The 26708-nt window shown below is 72.7% G+C and carries 27 protein-coding genes; 16 read left to right on the forward strand and 11 right to left on the reverse strand.

Translation table 11 applies throughout. The annotated features are described in order from the left end of the window. Positions 1-51: 51 nt before the first annotated feature. Positions 52-3114, reverse strand: coding sequence for an AfsR/SARP family transcriptional regulator (locus tag BJ964_RS19560; protein WP_188121999.1), 3063 nt, complete (start codon positions 3112-3114; stop codon positions 52-54). Positions 3115-3224: 110 nt separating this feature from the next. Between BJ964_RS19560 and BJ964_RS19565 the strand changes: the two genes are divergently transcribed. From BJ964_RS19565 to BJ964_RS19595, 7 genes are all read left to right on the forward strand, one after another. Then, on the forward strand, positions 3225-3443 hold the full coding sequence (locus BJ964_RS19565; protein WP_188122000.1) for a hypothetical protein: 219 nt from the start codon (positions 3225-3227) through the stop codon (positions 3441-3443). 72 nt (positions 3444-3515) lie between these two features. Continuing rightward, complete coding sequence (locus BJ964_RS19570) at positions 3516-4046, forward strand: MauE/DoxX family redox-associated membrane protein (RefSeq protein ID WP_188122001.1); 531 nt, start codon at positions 3516-3518, stop codon at positions 4044-4046. Positions 4047-4050: 4 nt separating this feature from the next. Then, positions 4051-4584 carry a TlpA family protein disulfide reductase gene (locus BJ964_RS19575; protein WP_188122002.1) on the forward strand — a complete coding sequence of 178 codons (534 nt, stop codon included), beginning with the start codon at positions 4051-4053 and terminating at the stop codon, positions 4582-4584. Then, positions 4581-6422, forward strand: a complete 1842-nt coding sequence (locus BJ964_RS19580; RefSeq protein WP_188122003.1) for an ABC transporter ATP-binding protein — start codon at positions 4581-4583, stop codon at positions 6420-6422. The genes BJ964_RS19575 and BJ964_RS19580 overlap by 4 nt, the downstream gene beginning before the upstream one ends. Continuing rightward, the gene (gene lepB, locus BJ964_RS19585) at positions 6422-6817 is read left to right on the forward strand and encodes a signal peptidase I (RefSeq protein ID WP_188127039.1); all 396 of its coding nucleotides are present in this window, start codon (positions 6422-6424) and stop codon (positions 6815-6817) included. The genes BJ964_RS19580 and lepB overlap by 1 nt, the downstream gene beginning before the upstream one ends. Before the next feature lie 113 nt (positions 6818-6930). After that, positions 6931-7911, forward strand: coding sequence for a glycosyltransferase family 2 protein (locus tag BJ964_RS19590; protein ID WP_188122004.1), 981 nt, complete (start codon positions 6931-6933; stop codon positions 7909-7911). Then, positions 7901-9031, forward strand: coding sequence for a glycosyltransferase (locus tag BJ964_RS19595; protein WP_188122005.1), 1131 nt, complete (start codon positions 7901-7903; stop codon positions 9029-9031). The genes BJ964_RS19590 and BJ964_RS19595 overlap by 11 nt, the downstream gene beginning before the upstream one ends. Before the next feature lie 239 nt (positions 9032-9270). Here the strand turns inward: BJ964_RS19595 and BJ964_RS19600 are convergent, their stop codons facing one another. The 3 genes from BJ964_RS19600 to BJ964_RS19610 are packed head-to-tail and all read right to left on the reverse strand — an operon-like array spanning position 9271 to position 12538. Further along, complete coding sequence (locus BJ964_RS19600) at positions 9271-10824, reverse strand: hypothetical protein (protein WP_188122006.1); 1554 nt, start codon at positions 10822-10824, stop codon at positions 9271-9273. Further along, entirely contained in the window at positions 10821-11657 is an 837-nt protein-coding gene (locus BJ964_RS19605) for a hypothetical protein (protein ID WP_188122007.1), read from the reverse strand. The genes BJ964_RS19600 and BJ964_RS19605 overlap by 4 nt, the downstream gene beginning before the upstream one ends. Before the next feature lie 47 nt (positions 11658-11704). Further along, positions 11705-12538, reverse strand: coding sequence for an SGNH/GDSL hydrolase family protein (locus BJ964_RS19610; protein WP_203832467.1), 834 nt, complete (start codon positions 12536-12538; stop codon positions 11705-11707). 69 nt (positions 12539-12607) lie between these two features. Between BJ964_RS19610 and BJ964_RS19615 the strand changes: the two genes are divergently transcribed. The 5 genes from BJ964_RS19615 to BJ964_RS19635 are packed head-to-tail and all read left to right on the forward strand — an operon-like array spanning position 12608 to position 16781. Beyond that, positions 12608-12904: a SelT/SelW/SelH family protein gene (locus BJ964_RS19615; protein WP_229807019.1), complete on the forward strand. Its 297-nt coding sequence runs from the start codon at positions 12608-12610 to the stop codon at positions 12902-12904. A 16-nt stretch (positions 12905-12920) separates the two neighbouring features. Beyond that, positions 12921-14006 carry a calcium:proton antiporter gene (locus tag BJ964_RS19620; RefSeq protein WP_188122009.1) on the forward strand — a complete coding sequence of 362 codons (1086 nt, stop codon included), beginning with the start codon at positions 12921-12923 and terminating at the stop codon, positions 14004-14006. Between the two features lie 26 nt (positions 14007-14032). Then, positions 14033-15037, forward strand: a complete 1005-nt coding sequence (locus BJ964_RS19625; protein ID WP_188122010.1) for a permease — start codon at positions 14033-14035, stop codon at positions 15035-15037. Next, the gene (locus BJ964_RS19630; RefSeq protein WP_188122011.1) at positions 15034-15741 is read left to right on the forward strand and encodes a TIGR03943 family putative permease subunit; all 708 of its coding nucleotides are present in this window, start codon (positions 15034-15036) and stop codon (positions 15739-15741) included. The genes BJ964_RS19625 and BJ964_RS19630 overlap by 4 nt, the downstream gene beginning before the upstream one ends. Beyond that, complete coding sequence (locus BJ964_RS19635) at positions 15738-16781, forward strand: hypothetical protein (protein ID WP_229807020.1); 1044 nt, start codon at positions 15738-15740, stop codon at positions 16779-16781. The genes BJ964_RS19630 and BJ964_RS19635 overlap by 4 nt, the downstream gene beginning before the upstream one ends. Here the strand turns inward: BJ964_RS19635 and BJ964_RS19640 are convergent. Beyond that, complete coding sequence (locus tag BJ964_RS19640; RefSeq protein WP_188122013.1) at positions 16778-18166, reverse strand: PepSY-associated TM helix domain-containing protein; 1389 nt, start codon at positions 18164-18166, stop codon at positions 16778-16780. The genes BJ964_RS19635 and BJ964_RS19640 overlap by 4 nt on opposite strands. Before the next feature lie 122 nt (positions 18167-18288). On the opposite strand from BJ964_RS19640, the gene BJ964_RS19645 reads away from it, so the two are divergent. Both BJ964_RS19645 and BJ964_RS19650 read left to right on the forward strand, forming a co-directional pair. Further along, entirely contained in the window at positions 18289-18870 is a 582-nt protein-coding gene (locus BJ964_RS19645; RefSeq protein ID WP_188122014.1) for a copper resistance CopC family protein, read from the forward strand. Between the two features lie 11 nt (positions 18871-18881). Beyond that, on the forward strand, positions 18882-19598 hold the full coding sequence (locus tag BJ964_RS19650) for a YcnI family protein (RefSeq protein WP_188122015.1): 717 nt from the start codon (positions 18882-18884) through the stop codon (positions 19596-19598). Positions 19599-19716: 118 nt separating this feature from the next. On the opposite strand, the gene BJ964_RS19655 is transcribed toward BJ964_RS19650, so the two are convergent. Then, the gene (locus BJ964_RS19655; RefSeq protein WP_188122016.1) at positions 19717-20085 is read right to left on the reverse strand and encodes an MmcQ/YjbR family DNA-binding protein; all 369 of its coding nucleotides are present in this window, start codon (positions 20083-20085) and stop codon (positions 19717-19719) included. A 114-nt stretch (positions 20086-20199) separates the two neighbouring features. Here BJ964_RS19655 and BJ964_RS19660 point away from each other — a divergent pair, with 114 nt between their 5' ends. Continuing rightward, positions 20200-21156: a sulfite exporter TauE/SafE family protein gene (locus tag BJ964_RS19660; protein ID WP_188122017.1), complete on the forward strand. Its 957-nt coding sequence runs from the start codon at positions 20200-20202 to the stop codon at positions 21154-21156. 59 nt (positions 21157-21215) lie between these two features. On the opposite strand, the gene BJ964_RS19665 is transcribed toward BJ964_RS19660, so the two are convergent. From BJ964_RS19665 to BJ964_RS19675, 3 genes are read right to left on the reverse strand one after another with little or no spacing between them, the layout of a single operon-like run. Next, the gene (locus BJ964_RS19665; RefSeq protein WP_188122018.1) at positions 21216-22004 is read right to left on the reverse strand and encodes a hypothetical protein; all 789 of its coding nucleotides are present in this window, start codon (positions 22002-22004) and stop codon (positions 21216-21218) included. Positions 22005-22008: 4 nt separating this feature from the next. Further along, positions 22009-22377: a hypothetical protein gene (locus BJ964_RS19670; RefSeq protein ID WP_188122019.1), complete on the reverse strand. Its 369-nt coding sequence runs from the start codon at positions 22375-22377 to the stop codon at positions 22009-22011. Between the two features lie 20 nt (positions 22378-22397). Then, on the reverse strand, positions 22398-23087 hold the full coding sequence (locus BJ964_RS19675; protein ID WP_188122020.1) for a YbaB/EbfC family nucleoid-associated protein: 690 nt from the start codon (positions 23085-23087) through the stop codon (positions 22398-22400). Positions 23088-23210: 123 nt separating this feature from the next. Between BJ964_RS19675 and BJ964_RS19680 the strand changes: the two genes are divergently transcribed. Continuing rightward, on the forward strand, positions 23211-23804 hold the full coding sequence (locus BJ964_RS19680) for a hypothetical protein (RefSeq protein WP_188122021.1): 594 nt from the start codon (positions 23211-23213) through the stop codon (positions 23802-23804). Between the two features lie 14 nt (positions 23805-23818). Here the strand turns inward: BJ964_RS19680 and BJ964_RS19685 are convergent, their stop codons facing one another. Continuing rightward, the gene (locus tag BJ964_RS19685; RefSeq protein WP_188122022.1) at positions 23819-24748 is read right to left on the reverse strand and encodes a diacylglycerol/lipid kinase family protein; all 930 of its coding nucleotides are present in this window, start codon (positions 24746-24748) and stop codon (positions 23819-23821) included. 23 nt (positions 24749-24771) lie between these two features. Next, on the reverse strand, positions 24772-25947 hold the full coding sequence (locus BJ964_RS19690; RefSeq protein ID WP_229807021.1) for a cytochrome P450: 1176 nt from the start codon (positions 25945-25947) through the stop codon (positions 24772-24774). Between the last annotated feature and the right edge of the window lie 761 nt (positions 25948-26708).

Consider the following 26708-nt stretch of genomic DNA (forward strand, 5'->3'; position numbering starts at 1 on the left):
CGCGCCTGACCGTACATTTCGGCAGGCCGGCGGCGATCGGTTTCGCCGGGATCAGTCCGGTTCCGGCAGTTCCGCGAGCTGTGCCGCGATCCGCTGCGCCTCGCTGTCGTTGCCGACCTCCCGGAACCGCTGCTCCGCCTCCACCCAGGCGGTCCGGGCCCGCGCGTGGTCGCCGGCGAGCTGATGGGCGGCGCCGAGCGCGGACAGGCACAGCGCCACACCCCAGGGCTCGTGCAGGATCCGCAACATCCGCAGCGAGGCGAGCAGGTGGGTGACCGCGTCGGTGGGCCGGTCCTCGGCCAGGCGCAGCTCGCCGAGTGCCCGCAGCGCGATCGCGTGCTGCGCCGACAGCCCACCACGCTCGAAGATCGCCAGAGCGCGCCGCAGCGCGGACCCGGCCCGCGGATCGCCGCGCCGGGTGTGCAGCTGCCCGAGATCCAGCAGCGCCCACGCCTGCCCGGAGTCCTGGCCCAGCCGCCGGTACCGTTCCAGCGCCTCCTCGAACGCCGTCTGGCTCGCGGCGAAGTCACCCGACTCGCGGTGCACCACACCCAGACCCCGGTAGGCGAACGCCTCCACATCGGGCAGCCCGTGCCGCTGGGCCAGCTCGAGAGCCGCGGTGAAACAGTCCCGTGCCTGCTCGATGCGGTTCTGCTCGCGGTGCATCACACCCAGCGAGCGCCACGCCGCCGCCTCGGCCGCCGCATTGCCGGCCCGCGCGGCCCGGACCGCGGACTCCTCCAGCATCTCCCGTGCGACCACATGATCACCGAGCCGCCGCCGCAGCGTCGCGACGAGCACCATCGTGTCCACCTCGGCGCGCGGATGACCGAACGCGGTGAAGACGGCCCGCGCCGACCCGGCCAGGCGCAGTGCCCGGTCCAGGGTGATCTCCTCGTCGGCGAGGGCGCGGCAGGCCAGGCCGTACCGGATCACCGCCGTCCCGAGCCGGTCGTCCTCGCGCTCGCAGACCGCCAGCGCCGCCCGGTGTGCCGCCAGGTACTCGTCGTTGTGGTCACGCTGGTCGAAAAGGTCCCGTGACACCGACGTGAGCCGCCACGCCACGCCGCTCAGCCCGGCCGCGGCCGCCTGCCGGACCGCGGCGACCAGGGCCGCCCGTTCGCCGGCCAGCCAGGCGAACGGGTCGCCGGTCAGCTCCTCCACCTCGGCCGGCGACAGCGCGACACCGCCCTTGCCCTCGGTCTCCGCCATCGGGCTCAGCAGCCGGTACGGCAGGCGCGCGGCCGCCGCCCCGGCCAGCGTGAGCCACTCCCGCAGGGCCCGTTCGACGCTGTCCTGCCGCTCCCGCGGCTCGTCCTCCTCGTCGGCGTGCGCCCGTGCGAACAGCCGGATCAGGTCGTGGAACCGATACCGGAAGGCGCCCACGGTCTCCAGCAGGTGGGTGTCCACCAGTTCGTCGACCAGATCCTCGGCCCGGTCGTACGGCACGTCCAGCAGCGGGGCGGCGACCCAGGCCGCGAAGTCCGGGGCGTCGAGCAGAGCCAGCCGGCGCAGCGCCCGCCGGCCCTCGGCGCTGAGGTCGCGGTAGCTGGCCGCGAAACTGGCCCGGACCGCGAGGTCGTCGACGGCCAGCTCGTCGAGCCGCAGCTGTTCGTCCGACAGCCGCTGGGCCAGCCGGCGCAGCGGCCAGTGCGCCCGGACGGCGAGCCGGGCGCCGGCCACCCGGATCGCCAGCGGCAGGAACCCGCACCGGCCGGCGATCTCCGCGGCGATCGCGGGTTCCGCGTCGACCCGGGCGGCGCCGCAGATCCGGCCGAGCATCCGGACCGCGTCGTCCGGGCCGAGGACGGTGAGCGTCACCCGGGCGGCGACGGCCAGGCCGCCCAGCCGGCGCCGGCTGGTGACCAGCACCGCGCAGGTCGCCGAGCCGGGCATCAGCGGGCGCAGCTGGGCCAGGTCCCGGGCATCGTCGAGCACCACCAGCACCCGGCGGCCGGCGAGCAGGCTGCGGTACAGGTCGACCCGCTCGTCCAGACCGGACGGAACGGTCCCGCCGGTCACCCCCAGCGCGTTCAGGAAGCGCCCGAGCACCTCGGCCGGCTCGGCCGGCGCCGGATGCACGCCGCCCAGCCCCGCATGGAGCACGCCGTCGGGGAAGAGGCTGTCCAGCAGGTGCGCGACGTACAGGCCGAGGGTGCTCTTGCCGACCCCGCCGGGCCCGGTGATCAGCGCGACCGGGAGCGCGCCGCCGGGCGCCGGAGCGGACAGCGCCGACCGGAGCCGCTCCACCTCGGCGCCACGCCCGGTGAAGTCGGCGACCACCGGCGGCAGCAGCGCGGGCCGGGCCATCGGCAGCGGCGACTCACCGGCCGCGGCCGGGTCGGGACGCAGCTCCGGAGCGTGCCGCAGGATCGCCGTGTTGAGACGCCGCAACTCGGTGCCGGGGTCGGCGCCGAGGGCGGCGGCCAGCCGGTCACTGAACGTCTGGAAGAACTGGAGCGCGTCGGCGTGCCGGCCCGACCGGTACAGGGCCAGCATCAGCTGCGCGGCCAGCCGCTCCCGGGTCGGATGCTCGGCGGTCAGGATGATCAGTTCGCCGGTGATCTCCGCGTGCCGGCCACGATCCAGTTCGGCGTCGACCATCAGCTCGGTCGCGGTGAGCCGCAGCTCGTGCAACTGGCCGCCGACCCGGTCGCGTAGCCGGTCGGAGGCGTCCCCGGCCAGGATCGGGCCGCGCCACAGGGCGAGCGCCTCCCGCAGCACGCCGGCCCGGCCGACCGGATCACGCTCGGCCCGGCCCCGCTCCACCAGGGCCCGGAACCGGAACGCGTCGACCAGCTCCGGATCCACCTCGGCCAGGTAGCCGTTCGACGTCCGGACCAGGCGCAGCGCGGGGACGGCCGGCGTACCGAGGGCGGTCCGCAGCCGGGCGACGTGACTGTGCAGGGCGGCCCGCGCCGACGGCGGCGGATCGTCGTCCCACAGCAGGGAGAGCAGCCGGTCGACGGGAACCGCGGTGCCGGCCTCCAGCAGCAGGACACCCAGCAGGCAGCGCTCGCGGCGGCGGCCCGGAACCACCGGTTCGGGATGCTCCGCCACCAGCGGGCCGAGCACCGCGAACCGTGCGGTCAGCGCCGGCAAGGCGTTTGGCAAGGCGTTTGGCAAGACATGGTCCGCATCGTACAAACCACGGACATCGACCGATGTCCGTGTGTTTTCGGGGGCGCTCTGTCGCCCGCGACCAGGAACGAGAGGAGACACCCGTGCGCGCGATGCGAACCGTTGCCGACCGGATGCTCACCATGTTCGTGCCGAAGGCGACCGCGCAGGCGGCCTGTTCCGGTAGCTACCAGTTCTGCCACACCGCCAGGGACGCGAACTGCAGCTACCAGTACGGCCAGGACATGCGGGCCATCTGGAAGTGCACCTACAAGCCCAACTGCACGGACACCTGCTCCAAGACGAGCCTCTGCTGCGGCTGATCCGAGAAGACGCGTGCCACCGCCGCACGGGGGCGGTGGCACGCGCTCCAGCGACATCTACCGGGGGTGCCGATGAGCCTTCAACTCTTCTGCCAGATCGTTCTCGGCCTGACCTTCGCGGCGGCGGTGGCCGGCAAGGTGCGCTCCCGGGCCGCGTGGCGAGCCTTCGCAGGTTCGGTCGGTGACCTGGGGCTCGTCCCGGCCGCCGCGGTCCGGCCGCTGGCGGTGCTGACCGTGGCCGCCGAATCGGGCGTGGTGGCCGCCATGGCCGTGCCCGGCCTGGCCCGGCCCGGGTTCCTGCTGGCGCTGGCCCTGCTGGCCGCGCTGACCGGTGGCATCGTCGCGGTGCTGCGGGCCGGCCGGCGGGCGGACTGCCACTGCTTCGGCGGGACCCCCGAGGCGTACGGCCCGCTGCACGTGGTCCGGAACCTGCTGCTGCTGACCGTCGCCGGGCTCGGCGCGGTCAGCGCGACCCCGGAGACCCTCCGGCTCGCCGAGGTGCTCCCGACCGTGCTGGCCGCCGTGCCGGCCGCGATGGTCGCCGTCCGCTTCACCGAGATCTTCGCCGTCTTCGACACCCCTCAACCCACATCCCGGAGTTGAAACCATGGCAGCACAGCTGAGCGTCACCGTCGTCGTCGGCGTGGTCGCCGTTTTGAACCTCATCCTGACGGTCGGCGTGATCCGCCGGCTGAAGGATCACGAGCAGCGTTTCACCGAGTTGTCCGCCGACGACGGGGCCTCGAACGCGCAGCCGTCGGTGGGCACCGCGGTTCCCGAGTTCACCGCGGCCACCACGACCGGTGGCAAGGTCACCGCCGCCGACCTGCGCGACGGCGGTCTCATCGGCTTCTTCTCGGTGGGCTGCCCGCCCTGCGCCGAGCAGCTTCCGGATTTCACGCGCTTCCTGCGCGCCATGGACGACACGCCCGCACTGATCGTCATCGAGGCGCCCTCGCCCGCGGACGCCGCCGCGTTCCTGGAGGTCACCGGAGATCTGCCGGTGGTCCTGGACGGTGGTGACGGGCTGTGCAAGACGTTCGAGGTGAACCGGTTCCCGTCCATGGCGCAGCTGAGCGGGGGAGCGGTGGCCGCCAACGCGCACACCGTCGCCCGGCTGCTGACCCAGGTTTCCGGGTGACCGCCCCGGCGCCGCGCGAGAGCCTGTGGCGTGATCTGACGCTCGCGACCCGGCTCGCCTGGGCCGCGTCACGGGCCGGGCTTCTCGCCTACCTGGTAGTGCTCGTGCCGCAGGGACTCGCGCCGGTGGCCGTCGCCTGGCTGACGAAGACGCTGCTGGACGGCATGGCCGCCGGCCGGGGGCTCGCCGTGCCGCTGCTGGCCGCCCTGGCGGTGGCGCTGCTGGCCACGACGGTCGCCGGCGACGTCGGCCACTACTTCGCCAGCCGTCTGCGCCGGGAGGTCGACCTGCTGGCACAGCGCAACCTGTTCCTGGCCGCCGGGCGCCTGCCGGGGCTGGCCCCGTTCGAGGACCCGGCCCTGCACGACCGGCTGGACCTCGGCGAGCAGGCCGCCCAGACCGCGCCGTCGCAGGTGGTCACCGGCGCCGCCGAACTCGGGCAGGCCGCGATCACGCTGACCGGCTTCACCGTCGCGCTGATCGCGGTGGACCCGCTGATCACTGCCACCGTCGCGCTGGTCGGGCTGGCCACCCTCCTCGTCGAGGCGCGGCTGGGCCGGGCCCGGGCCGGGCTGGCCTGGCAGCTCAGCCCGGCCTGGCGGCGGGCGTTCAGCTTCCAGGTGCTCCAGACCGACGTGCGTGCCGCCAAGGAGATCCGCGTCTACGGTCTCACCGGATATCTGCACGACCGGATGGCCGCGCTGCTGCGGTCGGCCACCGACGCCGAGAACCGGCTCGACAGCCGGGTGCTGCGCGGCCAGGCCCTGCTCGCCGTCTGCGCCACCGGCTCGATCGCCTTCGGCCTGGTGATGGTGGCCCGGCAGGCGTCGGCCGGCGCGGTCGGCGTGGGTGGGGTGTCGTTCGCCCTGGCCGCGCTGCTCGGCGTGCAGACGATGATCGCGGTCATGGTCCGGGTCGCGGCGGGCGCGTACGCCGGACTGCTGCTCCTGCGCCACTACCGGGACGTGGCCACCGACGCCGGGATCGCCGACCCGGTGCGGATTCCGCAGCCGGATGCCGTGGAGAGACCGGCCCCCCGCCTCTCTGACGGCATCCGGCTGCGGGACGTGTGGTTCCGCTACGACGAGCAGCACCCGTGGGCCCTGCGCGGGGTGGACCTCACCATCCCGCGGGGGCGGACCGTCGCGATCGTCGGCCTCAACGGCGCCGGCAAGAGCACCCTGATCAAACTGCTCTGCCGGTTCTACGAGCCGACCCGCGGCACGATCCGCTGGGACGACACCGACCTGGCCGGCCTGCCCCCGGAGGCCCTGCGCCGCCGGATGACCGTGGTCTTCCAGGACTTCATGGAGTACGACCTGACCGCGGCCGAGAACATCGGCGTCGGCGACCTGTCCCGGATGGACGACCTGCCGGCGCTGCGGGCCGCGGCCGCCCGGGCCGGGGTCGACGACCGGCTGACGGCGCTGCCCCGCGGCTACCGGACCCTGCTCACCCGGATCCACGCGGACTCGGCCGACCCGGACAGCACCGGCGTGACCATGTCCGGCGGCGGCTGGCAGCGGATCGCGATCGCCCGGGCGCTGCTGCGCGACGACTCCGACCTGCTGATCCTCGACGAGCCCAGCAGTGGGCTCGACCCGGAGGCGGAGGCGGAGTTGCAGCGGCAGCTGCGCGCCCGGCGCGACGGTCGGACCATCGTGATCATCTCGCACCGGCTGAGCGCGGTCCGCGAGGCCGACACCATCGTGGTCCTGGCCGACGGGCGGATCACCGAGTCCGGCGCCCACGACGAGCTGATCGCCGCCGGCGGCCGGTACGCCGAGCTGTTCGCCCAGCAGGCCAGCGGGTACGCGCCGGTACCGCAGGGGGCGTGATGGTGTTCGCCCTGGCCCTGACCGCCGCCGTGCTGCTGGCCGCCGTCCTGGCGGCGCGCCGGTTCCTGGTGGTGACCGTGGAGGGCATCAGCATGACGCCGACGCTGCGACCCGGCGACCGGCTGCTGGCCCGCCGGATCAGCGGCGCCGCCGTCGAACGTGGCGCCATCGTGGTGATGCGGCCGGACGGCCACCCCGGCTACTACCTGAAACGGGTGGCCGCGGTGGCCGGCGACCCGGTGCCCGAGGGCATTCCGGCGGACGCGGCCACGGTGCCGCCGCGAACCGTGGTGCTGCGCGGCGACAACGCCCACCACAGCCTCGACTCACGGGTCTGGGGCTGCGTGCCGGTCGAGCGGATCGTCGCCGTCACGGTGCGCCCGATCGATCGCTGACACCACTGGTGGCGGGCCGTTACGCGGCCCGCCGCCCGGCATTAACTGTCCGGTCTCCCAGCGCTCATAGCGTCGGCTCGAATACGCCCGGCCCCCTGCGTAAGCGAGTCGACATGCCTGCTGAACCGGACGTCAGCGTCGTCATCCCGACCTGTGACCGGCCGCTGCTCGCCACCCGGGCGGTCCACGGCGCCCTCGGCCAGACCCACGGCGACCTCGAGGTCATCGCGGTGGTCGACGGCCCCGACCAGGCCACCGTCGACGCCCTCGCCGAGATCGGCGACCCCCGGCTGCGGGTGGTCGTCGTCCCGGAGCGCCGCCGCGCCCCGAACGCCCGCAACGTCGGCGCCGCCGAGGCCCGCGGCCGCTGGACCGCGCTGCTCGACGACGACGACGAATGGCTGCCCGACAAGATCGAGGTGCAGCTCGCGCTGGCCGCCGGTTCGGCCGCCCGCTACCCGGTGGTCGCCAGCCGGCTGATCAACCGCACCCCGCGCGCCGACTCGGTCATGCCCCGCCGCCTGCCCGCCGCCGGGGAGCCGCTCAGCGAGTACTTCTGCGTCCGGCGCGGCCTGTTCTACGGCGACGGCTTCATCCAGACGTCGACGATCATGGCGCCCACCGAGCTGCTGCGCCGGGTGCCGTTCACCGTCGGGCTGCGCCGCCAGCAGGAACTCGACTGGGCGCTGCGGGCGGTCCGCGAGGACGGTGTGGAACTGCTCTACGCCGAACAGCCGCTCGTGCTCTGGCACCAGGACGAGGACCGCGACCGGATCAGCCTGCACAACCCGTACGAGCAGCAGCTCGCCTGGCTGCGCGCCAACCGGCACCTGTTCACGCCCCGGGCGTACGCCGCCTTCACGCTCAGCGTGATCAGCTCGATGGCCGCGCCGTCGCGCGAAGGCCGGCACTTCCGTGAACTGCTCGCCGAAGCCCGCGAACACGGCGACCCGCGCGCCCTCGACTACCTCACCCACCTCCAGATCTGGGCCCTGCCGCCGGCCCTGCGCCACCGGCTGCGCGACCTGATCGTCGGCCGCCGTGACCCGGCCCCCGCCCCGGCCACCACCGCCGAGCCGGTCGATGTCGGCTGACGGCCGCCGGGTCGCGATCTGGCGCAGCGCCATGCTCCCCGGCTCGGAGACGTTCATCCGGGCCCAGGGCGACGCGCTCACCCGCTGGCAGCCCACCTACATCGGCGCCGTCCGCGCCGGGTCCGCGCTGTCCCGCCCGGACGACGTGATCACCTTCCCGGACGGCGGCGGCGACTTCCTGCGGCTGCGGCTCACCGGCGCCTCACCCCGGCTGCGCGCCGTCCTCGCCGAGGCCCGCCCCGACCTGGTGCACGCCCACTTCGGCGGCGACGGCTGGCTGGTCAGCCACAGCGCCCGCCAGCTCGGCACACCGCTGGTCGTCACGGTGCACGGCCACGACGTCACCAGGCAGCCGCAGGCCCCCGGACTGCACGGGCTGCGCTACCGGCGCAACCTGCGAACCGTCTTCGACCGCGCCGCCCTCGTCATCGCCGTCTCCGACGTGATCCGCACCCGCGCCGAACAGTGCGGCGCCGACCCGGCCCGGATCCGCGTCCACCACACCGGCGTACCGGTTCCGCCCACCCCGCCGATCGTCCCGAAACGCTGGGACGTCGTCCTCGTCGGCCGGTTCGTCGCCAAGAAAGGCGTGGACGACCTGCTCACCGCCCTGTCCACGCTCACCGCGCCACGCCCGCGCGCCCTGCTCATCGGCGACGGCCCGCTGCTGCCCGAGATGCGCGCCCTCGCCGAACGCCTCGGCGTCGACGCCACCTTCGTCGGCACCCGGCCACCCGCATCGGTCCAGCAGCACCTCGCCGAGTCCCGGATGCTGGCCGCGCCCTCCAAGACCGCGCCCGACGGCGACACCGAAGGCCTGCCCACCACCATCCTGGAAGCCGGCGCGCTCGGCCTGCCGGTGGTGGCGACCCGGCACAGCGGCATCCCCGAGGCCGTCATCGACGGCGAGACCGGCCTGCTGGTCCCGGAAGCCGACCCCCGATCGCTCGCCGCCGCCCTGGCCCGCCTGCTCGGCGACGCCGGCCTGCGCCGCGGCCTCGGCGCCCGGGCCCGCTCCCACGTGGCCACGAACTTCGACCTCAATGTCCAGACGGCCCGCCTGGAAGACCTCTACGACCAGGCCGTCCACACGTCACCCTCGCTGCCGGGTCGTCCTTAGACGCGGTTTCGGTACGGCCTGCGCCGCCCCGCCGAACCATGACCGTCCCGCGGCGCACCCGCGAGCCCGCCGCGCCCGCACGGCCGTGCCGCGCGCTCCGGGCGTGAGCGTCACCTCACGCTCAGCACGCCGCTGTCGTGCGATCTTGAACGATTTGCCACCGCCTCGGGTGGCAAATCGTTCAAGGTCGCACGACAGCGGCGTGCAAAGCGGGTGAAACGGGCGCCTGTTTCCGGCGTTCAGCTGTTCGGCCGCAGTCGGGTGAGGACGGTGCGGGCCAGGCGCTTTCCGCCGCGCATGCCGCCGAGGACGGCGGTCGCGGCGCGGCCCGGAGTGGTCGCCCGGAGCACGGCGATGATCCGATGGGCACGGGACAGTTCGGCGCGCATGGTCGCGGCGCTCTGTTCGTACCACTCGATCTGCGCCCTGGCCTCGGAAAGCTCCCGCGCCAGACGGTCGTGCGCCGCACTCAGCCCGCGGAAGGTCGCCGGCACAGGCCGGGGCGCCGGATCCGGATCGCGGCCGGTCATGGCGGCCAGCAGGCCGGCGGGCCAGCGGTCGGCCAGGTTCTCGTCGTGCAGCGCGCCGGCGAACCGGCTCAGCGCGGCCTCCGGGCCGGTGGGCGCGGCCAGCGGATGCAGGCCGCCGTCCGCGGTCACCAGGATCGCGTCGGCGGCCACCCCCGCGGCGTCGCCGGACTGCCAGGCGGTCAGCAGCGCCCGCAGCTCGGGCAGGTCGCCGCGGCGGGCCACGGTCAGCAGGACGTCATGCAGGCAGCGGCCGGTGGGCAGCGGCTCGTCCGCCCCCTCCGGAAGCCAGCCGCGCGCCGTCCGCCGCAACGCCAGCAGCGTCCCCGGTTCGCCGCCGGTCGGGGCCGACGGCGTCTCCGGCTTGTTGCGGGGCTCGGCCGACGGCGTTTGCGGCTTGTCGCCGGGCTCGGCCGGCGGCGTCTCCGGCTTGTCGCCGACAGGGGCCAGCAGAACGTCCGGCAGGGGAGTGGGATGGTGGCCGGGCCGGGCGGCGGCCACGAACCAGGCCGGGGCCAGCGCGGATGCCAGGCGGTGACGCAGCAGGGCGGCCGCGAGTGGGCGCGGATCGGCCAGCAGCGGCCCGGACGGACGGCCGGACCGGCGCAGCGCCGAGGTGAGCAGGCCCGCCAGTTCCGGGTCGGCGAGGGCGGCGTCACTCACCAGCACGGCTGGGTTCCGCGGGGACGGGTGTGCGGCGTACCCCTGCGCCGGAGTGAGCCCCGCGGCCCGCAGCCGCTCCCGCAGGTCGTCGAGTCCCACCGGCCGCGTCGGGTCGTCGTCGGCCGGAGAGGCCCAGTCGGCGTCGCCCGGTTCCGTCGCGGCCGCGTAGAGGCGGTGCAGGCCGGCCGGGTTGGCGCAGCCCAGCAGCAGCCGTCCGCCGGGACGCAGCACCGCGAGCAGCAGTGCCAGGCCGGCGGCCCACGTCAGGTCCCCGGTCTCGGTCGAGCCGGCCCGGTCCAGGCCGTCCAGGGCGATCACCGTGTCGTACGCCGGAACCGCCGCCAGCTTCGGCAGGCTCCCGCAGCACACCTCGACGCCGGGGCGGTCGGCGTACCGGGTGGCCAGCGCCTCGGCGTCCGGCACCCCGCGTACCAGCACGGTGATCTGCCGGGCCGGGACCGCGTCGATCAGCTCCGGCTCGTGCGGCCCGACGATCAGCGTGTGACCCCGCGCCGACGCGGCGAGCCGGCGCAGCACCGGCCCGCCGGCGGGGTCGCGATCGGACCAGTGCGGCATCTCGCCGCCGAGCAGAAGGGCGGTCATGCGGCGGCCTCCCGGCCCTCGGACGTCCAGCGGAACAGCAGGCGCAGCTCGGCGGGGGAGAGCAGCCGGTCCGCGCCGAGCTCGTCGACGGCGGCCGCCCGCGCGGCGTCCGGGTCGATCGAGGCGCCGTGCAGCCCGGCCCACTGGCGGCGGATGCGGGGCCGGCCGCCGAACAGGTCGCGTTCGTCGCGCAGCTGCATCGGGTCGCCGTAGACGGCGGGTTCGCAGCCGGCCAGGATGCCGTAGAAGATCGCGCTGCACAGCCGGTTCGACGCCACCCGGCGGTGCCGGCGCTGTTCGGCGAGCTGCCGGTCGAGGAAACCCGGGTCCAGGTTCTTCCACCAGCCGCCCCGGTAGCCGTGACAGATCACCCGGAACCCGGCCCGCTCGTAGCGGCGGCGCACCCCGGCGGTCCGGTACTCCTGCCAGTACAGGCAGACGGTGACCGGGCCGGCCTCGGTGTCGCGGATCTCGGCGATCAGGCGGTCGTGGTCACCCTGGACGTGCTGACCCTCCCAGCCGTGGAACGGGTACCAGATCGTCCCCTCGCGCGCGGTGTCCGGCGCGGGCGTCATCTCCACCAGGTACGCCCACGGGGCGCCGGTCACATGCACCGGACGGCGCCCCATCGACCAGGCCCGCCGCCGGGTGCGCTCACTCCACACGAACGACGGCACGCCGGGCGTGAACTCGTGGTCGGGCGCCATGCCGTCCCCGATGTTCCAGCCGTGCTGGAGGTACCCGCGGATGCGCGGAGGATCGGGCGACTCCGGCAGGCCGCAGTACCGGGCCATCACCGCGGAGTGCCCGTAGTAGTGGTTCGCGTGGTGCACGTCCCATCCCAACCCGGACAGGTGTGCACCACGCGAACACCAGGCGATCAGCCGGTGACGGCGACCAGTTCCTTGAGGTACGCCTGGTAGCCGTCGGCGGTCGGGTGGTACGACTCGGACAGGTCGTCGCGGACCGAGTGGATCCACGGCTCCTTGGTGCACGCCTCGTGACCCTTGAACGCCTCGCGCACGTCGACGAAGGTGAAGCCCTGGTGGGCCGCGACCCGCGCCTTGATCAGCTCGTCGAGGGTGTCCGCGCCGGCGTTCAGCGCCTTACGGTGCGCGTCGGTCAGCGAGTCACAGGACACGCCGGTCCTCCCCGGGTCGGCGACCAGGTGCGGGTAGCCGGCCACGTACACCTTCGCGTTCGGTGCCCGGGTGCGGATCGCCTGGTAGAGGGTGTCCAGCCGGTCCGGCATGGTGGTCTCGAACGAGGCGGCCGCCTTGTCCACCGACGTCTGGCAGGTGGCGCCGTCACCGAACATGCACTGCTGGAGGACGGAGAACCAGTTCGCGTCGTTGCCGCCGACCGTGAGGGTCACCCAGCCGGTGCTCTCGTCGAGCTCGGTGAGCTGGTTGAACTGGACGTCGTCGATGACGGCGCCGCCGCACGTGGCGTCGGTGACCGCGCCGAACGGGGTGGCCGCGCGGGCCTTCACCCACAGCTGCGGGTAGCCGCCGTCCTTGCTCTGCTTGCATTCGCTGTCGCCGTAGTTGCCGGCGCCGACACCGGCCGCGTACGAGTCACCGAGCGCCACGTAGTCACCGGCCTCCACGGCCTTCTCGGTGGCGGCGCCCTCCGCGCCGGAACAGGCCGAGACGGTGACGGCCACCAGTAGCGCCAGCCCACCGGCGGCGGCCGCGGTCCAACGTCGGTTCAATGCGACTCCTTAAGATGGTTGATCCCCGCGATCATGCCTGATCAGGCCGATCCGGCATACTGCGGAGCTGTGACGCAGCCGCGAGAACCCCGCCTGGAGATCGAGTACTGCACCCAGTGCCGCTGGCTGATGCGCGCCGCATGGACGGCCCAGGAACTGCTGACCACCTTCGCCACGGAGCTGGGTGAGGTCGCCCTGGTGCCGGGTGTCGGCGGCGTCTTCGAGGTCCGGCTGGGCTCCGAGACCCTGTGGTCGCGCAAGGGCGAGGGCGGTTTCCCCGAGTTGCCGCATCTCAAGCGGCTGGTCCGGGACCGGATCGCTCCGGAGCGGAGTCTGGGCCACTCCGAGGGTCACAAGGCCGATTAACCGTCACAGTTGTGGGGTGAAGATCCTCTCGCGCTGGGCTCTCTACGTCCCGATCCTCGCCTTCGTGACGCTGGTCCTGACCTGGGGCCGTGACCTCCCGCCACCAGGCGTGATCATCGTCGCCCAGTTGCTGGCCGGCGCCGTCCTGGCCGCGGTGCACCATGCCGAGGTGGTCGCGCACCGGGTCGGCGAGCCGCTCGGCTCCCTGATCCTGGCCGTCGCCGTCACCATCATCGAGGTGGCCCTGATCGTCACGCTGATGATCGGCGGCGGCGACAAGGCGCAGTCGCTGGCCCGGGACACCGTCTTCGCCGCCGTGATGATCACCTGTAACGGCATCCTCGGGATCTCGCTGCTGGTCGGCGCGATCCGCCGCCGGATAGCGGTCTTCAACCCGGAGGGCACCGGTTCCGCCTTCGCCACGGTCGCCGCGATCGCCGTGCTCGGCCTGGTCCTGCCGACGTTCACCACGAGCCGGCCGGGACCGCAGTTCTCGCCCGCCCAGCTCGGCTTCGCGGCCGTCGTCTCGCTCGCCCTCTACCTGCTGTTCGTCATGGTGCAGACCCGCCGGCACCGCTACTACTTCCTGCCGATCACCACCGAGGGGGAGGTCATCGACAGCGAGGAGCACGTCGCGCCGCCGACCAACCGGACCGCCCTGGCCAGCCTCGGCCTGCTGCTGGTCGCCCTGATCGCGGTCGTCGGCCTGGCCAAGGGGGTCTCGCCCACGATCGAATCGGTGGTGGCCGGCAACGGCCTGCCACAGGCCCTCGTCGGTGTGGTGATCGCCCTGCTCGTGCTGTTGCCGGAGACCATCGCGGCAGTCCGCGCGGCGGTCCGCGACCGGATACAGACCAGCCTCAACCTGGCGCTCGGCTCGGCGATGGCCAGCATCGGCCTGACCATCCCGGCGATCGCCGTCGCGATGATCTGGCTGGAGGGCCCGCTGCTGCTGGGCCTCGGCGGCACCCAGCTCGTGCTGCTCGCGCTCACCTTCGTGGTCGGCACCCTGACCATCGTGCCCGGGCGGGCCAACATCCTCCAGGGCGGGCTTCACCTGGGCATGCTGGCGGTGTACCTGTTCCTGGCGGCGAGTCCGTGATCAACCGGAAAAGGTAGATTCCCCCGGTGACCGAAACGCAGGAGCGCGAAAGAACAGCCGACGCCCCGGCCGGTGAACGGCGAAGCCGGGGAATCAGTTCGGTGGAAGCGCTCGCCGCGGTTCTGGTCCTGCTGGTGATCTTCCGGGGCCGGCTGTCCGGCCTGGTCTCCGGCGAGCGCCTGCAAACGTGGACCACGGTGTTCGTCTCGGTCCTGGTGCAGGCCGTCCCGTTCCTGGTCTTCGGGGTGCTGCTGTCGGCGGTCATCGCGGTGTTCGTGCCCCGCTCGTTCTGGGCGACGGCGCTGCCCCGGCACCCGGCGCTCGCGGTCCCGGCGGCGAGCGTGGCCGGGGTGGTGCTGCCCGGCTGCGAGTGCGGAGCCGTACCCATCGCGGGGTCCCTGATCCGCCGTGGGGTGACGCCGGCCGCCGCGCTCGCGTTCCTCCTGGCCGCCCCGGCGATCAACCCGATCGTGCTGACCGCGACCGCGGTCGCCTTCCCCGGCAACCCGGAGATGGTGGTGGCCCGCGGCCTGGCCGGCCTGGCCGTCGCGGTGCTGATGGGCTGGCTGTGGCTGCGGCTCGGGAAGACCGACTGGATCCGGCTGCCGCACCGGCCCGACCTGGACGGCTCCAGGGGCCGGGCGTTCTGGGCCGCCTGCCGGCACGACGTGGTGCACGCCGGCGGGTTCCTGGTGCTCGGCGCCGCGGCCGCCGCCACGATCAACGTGATCGTCCCGGAGGCCTGGCTCCAGACGCTGGCCAGTCACCCGGTGCTGTCCGTGCTGGCGCTGGCCGTCCTCGCCGTACTGTTGTCGATCTGCAGCGAGGCGGACGCGTTCGTCGCCGCTTCGCTGTCGCAGTTCTCGCTCACCTCGCGGCTGGTGTTCCTGGTGGTCGGCCCGATGGTGGACCTGAAGCTGATCTCGATGCAGGCCGGGGTGTTCGGGCGCGGGTTCGCGCTGCGGTTCGCGCCGGCCACCTTCGCGGTGGCGGTGCCGGCCGCGGTCGTGGCGGGAGCGGTGCTGCTGTGAACCGGCAGGCGCAGGCGGTCGTCCTCTTCCTCTTCGGCGGCGCGATCCTCAAGGCGTCGTTCACCGACCTCTATCTGCGGTACGTGAAAGAGGGCCTGCGACCGTTCCTGATCGCGTCCGGCGTGGCCCTGGTGGCGGCCGCGATCATGACCCTCCGGTACGAGTTCCGCGGCCCCCGCCCGTCCCCGGAGGACGACCACGGGCACCATCACGAGCCGCGGGTGGGCTGGCTCCTGGTCCTCCCGGTACTCGCCCTGCTCCTGGTCGCCCCACCGGCCCTCGGGTCGTACACCGCGGTCCGGTCCGGCACGGTCCAGCTCAACGCCGAGTCCGACTTCCCGCCACTGCCCGACGCGGACCCGGCCCCGGTCGCGCTGATCGACTACGCCTCCCGGGTGATCTACGAGGACGGCCGCAGCCTGGCCGGCCGCCGCGTCCAACTGACCGGTTTCGTCGCCCGCGGCGAGGACGGCTCACCGATGCTGGCCCGGATCGTGGTGAGCTGCTGCGCCGCCGACGGCCGCCCGATCAAGGTGGGCCTCACCGGCGGCCCGATCATCGACGTCCCCTCCGGCACCTGGCTCCAGATCACCGGGAAACACAGCGGCAAGCGGGCCAAGGACCCCGTCAACCAGGCCGACGTCGCGTTCCTCGAGGTGGAGCAGTGGCAACCGGTCGACCCACCGAAGCAGCAGTACGAGTGAGGTCCGCGATCAGCCTGGGCGTGGCCCTGCTCGCGGCCGGGGCGCTGCTGGCCGGAACCCTGCCGGAGCCGCTGCCCGCCAACCCGGACGCGGTCGGTCGGCCCTCGCTGGCCCAGGCCTGGCCCGATGCCGCCCGCGCCGACCTGCCCGGGCTCACCGTCGAGCCGCTGCTGTTCCTGGACGCCACCACGGTCGTCGGCACGCGGGCGAGTGCGGACGCCGTACACCTCGTGGTGGTGAAGGACGACGTCGAGCGCGAGTTGCGCCGCCTGCCGGCCGCCGACGAACCTCGCTTCGAAGGCCTGACCGTCGCCGGTGACGAGATGCTCTGGACCGAGGCGGCCGGTGACCGGCCGGTCGAGGTGTGGGCGGTCCGCCGTGAGGGCGGCGTGCCCCGCCGGCTGACCGCGGACACCGGCAACACCCTGTTCTACGGCAACCAGTACGACCTGGTGGTGGCCGACGGCCGGGTGCACTGGGCGGCCGGCGAGGGCAGCGCGGCCACTGAGATCCGGTCCGTCCCGCTGACCGGCGGCACGGTCGAGATCCGCGAGGAGAAGGGCCAGTGGGCGCTGTCCGCCTGGCCCTGGCTCACCGACGACACCGGCAGCCAGTCCGGGACCGTCCGGATGCGGAACATGACCACCGGCCGGGAGGTGCGGGCGCCGGTCTCCGGAGCCGAATGGGCCATGTGCAGCCCGGTCTGGTGCCGGGTCATGGTGATGAACGGCGACGGCCTGGCCCGGATGGACGCGATGCGCCCGGACGGCGCCGGCCGCCGCCGGATGGCCGGCCCGGAGGCCCAGGCCGCGGTGGGCGACGTGGCCGTGCTGGACCGGTTCGAGATCCTCTCCGAACCCGGCCCGGAGTCCGACCTCACCGGCGTGGCCGGCCTCGTCGTGCACGACCTGACGACCGGGCGGACGGTGACCCTGGCGGCCGCCGCCGACCTGGCCGCCACCAAGGACGGGATGCTCTGGTGGTCGACCGGTCAGCAGGAGGCCGCCGTCTGGCACACGCTGGACCTGCGAACGGTCTAGGCGCGCTCGCGCAGGCTCAGCAGCGCGTCGGCCAGCAGGAACGCCGCCAGCGGGATGCCGAACCAGGGCAGCGCCCAGCCGATCGCGAAGACCACCGGCACGCCGGCCACGATGGCCCACGCCGGCAGGCCCAGCCACGCGCCGCGGGCCGGTGCGGAGCCGACCAGGGCGGGACGGTCGGCCCGGGTCGGGCGGCGCTGCCACCACATCCGGTAACCCCACAGGATCACGCAGAGCAGCCCGATCGCCAGCGCCGCCAGCAGGATCTGGTTGACCGGCCCGAACAGGATCCCCATGTGCGCCTGCACGCCCAGCTTGGACAGTTGCGCCAGCAGCGGCCAGTCGGCGAAGTCGCTGCGCGCCACCACGGTCGAGGTGGCCGGGTCGACGGCGATCCGGTCCAGCTGAACCGGCCAGGTGTTGTCGATCCCGGCGACGGTCCAGGCGGCGCCGCCGGTCTCCGGCAGGCTCAGCTCGACCGGGCCGGTGAGACCGCTGTCCCGGGCCACCTTCAGCACGGTGTCGGCCTGCGCCGGGTCGACCGCGACCGGGGCCTCGCTGCCGGCGCCGTGGTGACCACCGGCCGAGGCGGAGACGCCCGGCACCTCCAGGCCGGGCCGCTGGGCGTCGAAGGCGGTCTGCACCGTGTCGAACGAGGCGCCCGCATAGCGTGACCAGGTGAGACCGGTCGCCGAGAGGATCAGCAGGCCGAGGCTCAGCCACAGCCCGGTGGCCGCGTGCCAGCCCCGGGTCCGGCGGACGCCCTTCTTCGCCGACAGCTCCGGGGCCAGCATCTTGCGGACGCTGCGGCGGCGCCGCCACCACAGCACGATGCCGCCGAGGGTGAGCACCCACAGCCAGCTCGCGGCGATCTCCGAGTAGTGCCGGCCCAGGTCGCCGAGGTGCAGGTTGCGGTGCAGGTCGTCCAGCCAGGTGGTCATCGGGGTGGAGCCCCACCAGGTGGTCAGCTGTCCCTGGACCTTTCCGGTGTGCGGGTCGACGTAGACGGTGTGCTGGTTCTCGCCGAGATCCGGCTGGGAGAACACCACCCGGGTGCTCTGATCATCCTCGGCCGGCTGGACCGCCGCGATCGTGCCGTCCGGGTGACTCGCCCGCGCCGCGGCGATCTGCTCGGCCAGCGGGAGGGTGGGGCCGGTCGTCGTTGCGGCGGTCAGCTTGTCGCCGTACAGGATGGTGTCGATCTGTGGGGTTGCCGTGTAGAGCAGGCCGGTCAGGGCCGCCACCACCAGGAACGGGGCGACCAGCACCCCGGCGTAGAAGTGCAGGCGCAGCAGCAGCGCGCCGAACGCGGACGGCCGGCGGGCCTCGCGGGGAGGTGCCGGCGGGGTCACCGGCTGTTCGGTCAGTTCGGGGGTCACGGCCATACGGCTGTCCTCGGCATTCGGTGAAGGGGTGGGGCAGCGTCGCCGGTTGGTCGCCCCCGGGGGCCGGGAAGTTCCCAGGAAATCTTCGGGAACCAGGCCGCGGCATCCGGCGACTAACGGGCATGTCGACTGTCACCACCCGGGCTCGCCTGAGGCCGTTGCTCGTCCTCGCCGCACTGCTGCTGGTGCTCGTGCCCGGCACTCCGGCGTGGGCGCACAACGCGCTGGCCGAGGCCAGCCCGGCCAAGGGCGCCACGCTGAAGAAGTCGCCGGCCGAGGTGAAGCTGCGGTTCCTGCAGAAGCTGGACCCGGAGCACACCACGATCACGGTGAGCGACGCCGGCGGGGCGAAGATGGCCACCTCGGCGCCGAAGGTGAACGGCGCCACCGGCACCGTCACCATCGGCGAACCCCTGGCCGACGGGGTCTACACGGTCGCCTACCAGGTGGTCTCCACGGACGGGCACCCGGTGAAGGGGTCGTACGAGTTCACCGTCGACGACCCGGCGCCGCCGATCAGCGCCGCACCCTCCGCGGCGGCACCCGCCCCCGTTGCCAGCACCACCACGACCAGCGCCGTGAGCCCGCCGCTGGTGGCCGCCGAGGAGTCCTCGAACACCGCTACCTATGGTCTTGTCGCCGGCGTCGCGGTCGCTCTTGCCGCGATCGCCGCCTTCCTGTTCATCCGTCGCCGCAAGGCATGAGAGGTTCCCCGATGAAGCAGACCGCATTGCGGCGCGCCGCCACCGTCACCGCCGTCGCGGCCGCGTTCGTGTTCGGCCTGGCCGGCCCCGCGGCCGCCCACGTGACGGTCAACCCGAGCACCGCGACCCAGGGCGGGTACGCGAAGGTGTCGTTCCGCGTGCCGAACGAGAGCGACACCGCCTCCACCACCAAGCTGGAGGTCAACCTGCCGGTGGACAGCCCGGTCGGTTCGGTGTCGCTCAAGCCGGTGCCGGGCTGGACCGCGGTCGCCGAGAAGTCGAAGCTGGCCACCCCGCTGAAGGTGCACGACCACGAGATCAGCGAGGCCGTCACCAAGATCACCTGGACCGCGGCGTCCGGCTCGGAGATCAAGCCGGGCACCTTCCAGGAGTTCGACGTCTCGCTCGGGCCGCTGCCCGAGACCGAGCAGATGGTCTTCAAGACGCTCCAGACCTACTCCGACGGCACCATCGTCCGCTGGATCGACGAGCCCGCCACCGACGGCACCGAGCCGGAGAGCCCGGCGCCGGTCCTCAAGCTGACCGCCGCCTCAGCCGCACCGTCCGCCGCCGCCCCGGCGCCCGCCCCCGAGGCGGCCGCCCCCGCCGAGGACGACGGCAACGCCATGGCCTGGGGGATCGCCGGCCTGGTCGCGGGTCTCGCCGGCCTGGTGATCGGGCTGCTCGCCTACCGCAAGGCCGCTCAGGCCACGACCCCGGCGCCCTGAATCCGGGTGTAGATCGACAGCGGGTGGTGCGGCTCACGCCGTAGCCCCGCTGTTTTCTTGGAGAGGGCTTCTTCCAGCCGGCCGAGCCGGGCGAACCATCACGATGCGGCAAGCGGCTCTAGCCCGCCCGGTAGGCCGCCTCGACGTCCTCGGGCGCGCGCATCCGCCAGGCGTCGGTCACCAGTTCGCTCAGCCGTTCGGGTGACACCCGCTCCAGCCGGACCATGACGAGCGGCAGGCCGTCGTAACCCGGCGTGGTGAAGAACATGGTCGGCTCGCCGAGCACCAGCGCCTGCTTCTCGGCCTCGTCCCCGACGTAGAGCACCGCGATGTCGGTACGGATCACCCGCGGTTTTCCGGGTAGACGTTCCGGATATGACCAGACGAAACCCTTGCCGGCGACCCGGAAGTCGAAGCCGTCACTGTCGATCTCCTCGACCTGCGGGAGAGCGAGAGCCAGCCGCCGTACGTCATCCGCGTCACTCACGGTGGCCATTCTGCAACATCGCCCCCAAGGGATGCCTTGCCTACGGGCTAGGTAGGCTCCTATTATCCGATCCAAGAAGTAGGAATTGACCCTCCCTCCCCTGGCGGTCGGCACATGCAGAAGCTCATCCTCCTCGCCCTGGTCGGGCTCGGCGCCCAGCTGGTCGACGGCAGCCTGGGCATGGCCTACGGCGTCACCTCGACCACCCTCCTCCTCGCGATCGGCACCAACCCGGCGGCCGCGTCCGCCACGGTGCACCTCGCCGAGATCGGCACCACGCTGGTCTCCGGCCTCTCGCACTGGCGGTTCGGCAACGTCGACTGGAAAGTCGTCCTCAAGATCGGTGTCCCGGGCGCGGTCGGCGCCTTCGCCGGCGCGGTCGTCCTCTCCGGCATCTCCACCGAGGTCGCGGCGCCACTCATGGCGGTCATCCTGCTGGCACTGGGCCTGTACGTCTTCCTGCGCTTCACCTTCCAGGGCCTGCCCAAGGGCCAGCTCGGCAAGCCGCTGCGCAAGCGGTTCCTCACCCCGCTCGGCCTGGTCGGCGGCTTCGTCGACGCCACCGGCGGCGGTGGCTGGGGCCCGGTCGGCACCCCCGCGATCCTGGCCAGCGGCCGGCTCGAACCGCGCAAGACGATCGGCTCGATCGACACCAGCGAGTTCCTCGTCGCCGTCGCCGCCAGCATCGGCTTCATCTACGGCATCGGCAGCGAGAACATCGACTACGGCTGGGCCTTCGCCCTGCTCATCGGCGGCGTCATCGCCGCACCCATCGCCGCCTGGCTGGTCCGCCACATCCCGCCGCGGGTGCTCGGCGCCGCGGTCGGCGGCGTCATCATCCTCACCAACACCCGCTCCCTGCTGCGCAGCGACTGGATCGACGCCCCCGACAACGTCCGCTACGCCGTGTACGGCGTGATCTACGTGGTCTGGGCGGCGGCGATCGTCTACTCGGTGCTGCAGTACCGCAAGCACTCCTCCGAGGACGCGCAGATCATCGCCGAGGCGGAGGCCATCGCCGCGGCCGGCGACACCCCGGACGAAAAGGACAAGGCGCCCGCCAACGTCTGACCATCGATCGTACGAAGAACGGGTCCCGCCACCAGGCGGGACCCGTTTTCGTGTGCGGCTCAGTCGGTGGCCACCTGCCACGGCCTCCGGGGGTTGATGACCGATTCGCCGACCTTCGGCCACTGGTTCCCAGGCATGCCCTCCGAGTCGGCCAACTCGGATTTGAAGGTGTTAATGGCGATCTCGAACTGGGAATACGCGTCGTAGATGATCGGCGCGGCTCCCGCCAACATGGTGATCGCCCCGGCCGCCGCGGCGACGACGATGGGCGGCGCTGCGGGAGCGCCGACCACGCTCCCCGCGGAGACCGCGGCCGCCACGATCCCCACGACGACCGTCACCAGCGCCGCGCCGATGGCGAGAAGGAACACGATCTGACTGTGGGCGAGTTCGTGAAGCTGACCCTTCACCGAGGTCGAGAGAGGCATGAATGATTGGGTGGCCAGGCGCTGCGCCTCGGCCGACCGCTCGTAGGCCCGTGCCGCGGATCCGGAGAAACTGTCGACAGCGGCGCGCTCGCTCGGCGCCATCTTCGCGGCCAGCTCGCTCAACTTCTGACCCACGTCGGTCTCCCACATGTCCCCGATGCGGAACAATGCGGGCGGATATCCGGGTTCGGTCAGAAATCTTTGAAGCAGGTCCATGAAGTCGTTGGTGAGGTCGGCCGCTTGGCGGAAGCCGGCGATGATGGCCTCGGAGACCCCAGGGATGTAGATGAACTTGAGCGCTCGATTGAGTCGCTCCTCCAGTAGCTTGAAGTTGCTCTGGACGTCCTCGATGCCGCGTGAGATCGCCTGGTTGGCATCGTGGAATGCCTGTTCGAACGTGCCCGCACCGGCTGCGGTCATCTTCCTACCTCCCTGGTGGGTCGTTGGTGATCGGGCCGATCGCCTCGCCCAGGACGGCTCCGAGACCGGTTGCCGCTTCCCGGTCGGTCTCGTCGATCTGGTCTCTCGCGTTACGCAGGGCCAGTGAGAGTTCCTCCATCTCGAGGTACCCGTCGTTGAGGCTGGTGGCCACGAACGCTCGGAGTTCCTTATACGTGGCGAGAACGCCCAGTTCGACGCCGACGATGCCGAACTCGAAACCGCTGAGGCCGAGGCTCTCCGCGGACCGGGCGGCGTCGCCGACGGTCCGGGCGGCGGCGAACCAGAACTGGGAATCACTGTCGAGATCCTCGAGCGCGGCCCGCACCTCGCCGGGACCGGGTAGATCTCCCATCCCGACACCTCCTCGTTTCGTCAGTCACCGGTTACACGGCGGATGAAGTTCTCTGGATCGCGGGCCAGTCTCCGCACCTCGTCGAGATGCGGTGTGCGGGTGGACGTGGCCTCGTCGTCCGCCGCGATCGCCCGGTAGGCCTGCCGGCAGGCCGCCTCGATCTCGTCCGCCACCTGCCGGCCACTGGCCTCCGACCGCAGCCAGCGTTCGTCGATCTCCACCGTGGTGAGGTGGCTTCCGGTCAGGGTGATGGTGACCCGGCCGGAGTGGCTCCGGCCGGTCGTCGTGCGTTGGGCGGAGGCCTGCACATGCTCGGCATAGGCGCCGATTTCGGCGAAGGCTTCGGTGACCGTCCGCAGGAGGTCGTGCAGCCGGGGATCCGGAGCGCCATCGAACCGCGGCCGGACCGCTGGTCCGGTCGGTCCGGCCGCCGGCCGGGCCGGGGGAGGAGGCCTGCGCACGTCCTCGGCCCAGGCCGCCGCCTGCTTCGCGAGAGCGTCTCCGGCGGCAGCCAGGACGGCCGGCGCCACAGCCTCGGGAGAGAACCGACGGCGCCAGTCACGGTGGATCTCCACAGCGTCCAGCCGCCCGGTCTCGTCGACCCGCACCTCCACCGTGCCGGTCTCGTCCATGCCGATCGCGGACCGTGGCTCGCGAACGAAGGACTGGGCCGCGCTCTGCAATCGCCGTAGATCGTCCAAGCCGCTCATAGGCCCCACCCCCCGAATGACGTCCAACGCGGAAATTACCACGGCAGACCTATTACGTATTGACATACGCTTTTGATCTTTCTCCGGCTCACGGGTGCTGTGCCGTTCTGATTCAATGTCGGGATGCAACCGCGATCCGGCTCCGTGTCCCAGAGCTTGCCTCTCTTCATCATCGTGATTTCACTCATGCCGCTATTCCTGATTTGTGGTGGCTTCTTGGCTTGGTTTCTTGTCCTGCCCAGCTTGCAGGGCGGCGCACGATGGGAAGCGGCAAACCCGAGTTGCCCGGTTCTGGACACAGCGATTGCCGCCCGTCTGGGTGTCGCCACTCAGGCGGAGAAACCGGTGTTCGATCCGGACGCGACAACGCCCTTCGCCTCGTGCGGCTATGGGGCTGCTGGGACGGCGGACGTGACCCTGGCTGTGGCAGTAGAGGTCACGACGCCCGGAGCGCTGCAGGACGCGCACGACAAGGCCTTGGACGAGTTGGAGGAGAGCGCGAGGCGGCTGAACCCGATCGGGGCGCAGCAGGCGGATCAGATATTCGGTGAGCCTGACGTAGTTGAGAGGCTGGAAATGGTCAGTGTGGTCGACAATGCGGTGATCGAGATCAAATTCGATTATCCCGACGATCAGCCTCTCGACGCTGCCGCGAAAGCGGCTCTTCGTGATCCATTGCAGTCCGTTACTGATCAGGCTGTTGCTAATCTTGGTTGATCAATTCCCGGGGGTCAGAGATCGGGGGAATCCGCCGGCGCCATGATTCGCAGCGCGTTCGGGTCGACCGCCACCCGCAGCGGCGTCTCCCCGCACGGCTCCCCGTCCACCTCCACCTGCGCCGGCCGGTCGGTCTCCAGCCACAACTCGCCGACCGCCAGGAACGGCTGCTCCCGCAGCGTCCGCCGGTGCCCGGTCAGGGCGTTGCGCGCCGTCTCCCGCAGCAGGTGGAACTTGCCCGACCCGCCGACCGGATAGGCGACCAGCAGGCGGTCGTCGGCGTGGGCGTCGGCGGTGATGGGGCGCCCGGCGTGGAAGCCGCCGTTCGCAACGTACACCTGATGGGTCTTGAAAATGATCTCCCGGCCGTCGGCGCGGACCGTGGCCCGTAGCGGGCGATGCTTGGTGAGCAGGCCGAGTGCCGTGATCGGGTAGGCGATCCGGCCGATCGCCCGCTTCAGCCGGCTGGGCACGTTGATCATGATTTCGGCGGAGAGGCCGACGCCGACGTGGTTGGTGAACGGCATGTCGCCGGCGATGCCCAGGTCCACGTCGATGACCTTGCCGTCGACGAGAGTGGCGATCGCCTGGTCCAGGCCCGGCTCGATCCGGACCGTACGCGCGAAGTTGTTCGTGGTCCCCAACGGCAGCAGGCCGAGCGCCACATCCCGGTGCGCCAGCATCCGGCCGGCCGTGCTCATGGTGCCGTCCCCACCGCCGGCGACCAGCAGATCCGGCTTGTGGGCGAGCGCGGCGGCCAGCGAGTTCTCCAGTTCGCCGGGCCGGTCCACGGCGTACGCCCCGAGCAACTCGAACCCGGCGGCCAGCAGGCGGGCGTGCGCGTCGGCGTACAGTTGCCGGCCACGACGCGACCGGGCGTTGACCACGAGGGCCGCCCGCCGCTCGCGCCGGATGTCCTCGGTCAGCTGCTGCTTCGTCCGCACCGGCCGACCCTACCGTTACGAGATCACGAGCGGCTCACATGGACGGCCGCATATCCGCGCAGCACGAACGTCCGCGGTGGCTTCGGTGGCGCCGCCAAGCGCAGCCCCGGCGCATGGTCGAGCAGGGCGGCGAGCGCGGCCCGCAACTCGATCCGGGCGAGCGGCGCGCCGAGACAGAAATGCAGCCCGGCGCCGAACGTCATGTGCGGGTTCGGGTCGCGGCCGGCGTCGAACCGGTCCGGCTCCGCGAACACCGCCGGATCCCGGTTGGCCGCCCCGAGCAGCGCCGCCACCTCGGCCCCCGCCGGCACGGTCACCCCGCAGATCTCCACATCGGCCGCCGCGGTCCGTACGAACAGCTGCGACGGGGAGTCGTACCGCAGCATCTCCTCCACAGCGCGCGGGATCAGCGCCCGGTCCGCCCGTACCCGCGCCAGCTCACCCGGATTCCCGAGCAGCGCTACCACACCGTTGCCCAGCCCGTTGACGGACGCCTCGTGCCCGGCGTTGAGCAGCAGGATCGCCGAAGCCACCAGTTCCTCCCCGGTCAGCCGGTCCGACCCGTCCCGGATCGCCACCAGGTGACTGACCAGGTCGTCCTCGGGTTCGGCGGCGCGTACCCCGGCGAGATGCTCCAGATATCCGGCGAACTCCCGGCAGGCCTCCAGCGCGTCGGCCTCCACCTGCGGGGTGCGGCTGACCTCGTACATCCGCACCATCGCCGCCGACCACGGCCGCAACCGATGCCGATCAGCGGCCGGAACCCCGAGCAGCGCCGCGATCACACTCACGGCGAGCGGCTCCGCGAAGTCCGCCAGCAGGTCGAACTCCCGCCCCACAGCCCCGAGCAGCCGCTCCGCCTCCCCGGCGACCGCCGCCCCGAGCCGCTCCACATGCCCCCGCGCGAACGCCTTGGCCACCAGCGCCCGCAGCCGCGTGTGCACGGGCGGCTCGTTCTCCATCATCTGGTTGCGGTGCAGCGTGTTGAACGGCTCGAACACCCCCGCCGGCTCCAGATCCACCCAGAACCGCCCCAACCGCCGATCCCGCAACACCGCATCCACGGCCGCATGCCCGGCCGCCAGCCACCGCCCACTCCGCTGCCGCCCGATCGGCGCCGCCTCCCGAAGCCGCGCCAGCACCGGATACGGATCACCCACAAACGCCGAATCCCCGAAGTCGACCTCCACGCCATCCACTTTCTCTCACCCTTCGTTTCCGGGACGCACGTGCCTTTTCCGGTACGCACGTGCCCGCCCCCGAAAACAGCGACCGCCCCGCCCGCTCCAGGCGGCCTGCCTGCAACTCCAGCCCGTGCCGCCCGCGCCGGGCGATGCTGCCCACTCACCCTCCCTCAATACCGGCTCCCCGGACATCCCTGCCCGGGGAGCCGGCCCCGGCCCTTCCCCGGCCTTCGTCTGCCGGCCTTCGCCGCCACCCGGCCGCCACCCGGGCCGCCGCCAGCCCTCGCCTGGCCTCTCCGCCCACCTGTCGTCCGCGCCGGCGCCCGCTCGACCTGCCCGCCCGGCCCTTGCCCGGCCGCCGCCCGCAAGCCTTTGCCTGTCGGCCTTGGCCGCCACCCGGCCTCCCAGCTCGGCTGTTGCCTCCCTGCCCGGCCCGGCCCTGCCCGGCCCTGCCCGGCCCTGCCCGGCCCTGCCCGGCCCTGCCCGGCCCTGCCCGGCCCTGCCCGGCCCTGCCCGGCCCTGCCCGGCCCTGCCCGGCCCTGCCCTGCCCGGCCTCCCAGCTCGGCTGTTGCCTCCCCGCCCGGCCCTTGCCCGGCCGCCGCCCGCAAGCCCTTTGCCTGTCGGCCTTGGCCGCCACCCGACCCCCGCCCGGCCGCGGCGCATCTGCACGACGTGCCCCGTCGCGAGGCCGATGTGTCGGATGCGGCGTGGATCGCCGACCTTGTCGAGCACGGCCCCGCCCTGTCGGTGACCGTGTCGAGGCCCGGCCGGCAGCG

The sequence above is a fragment of the Actinoplanes lobatus genome (assembly GCF_014205215.1).
Taxonomy (GTDB): domain Bacteria; phylum Actinomycetota; class Actinomycetes; order Mycobacteriales; family Micromonosporaceae; genus Actinoplanes; species Actinoplanes lobatus.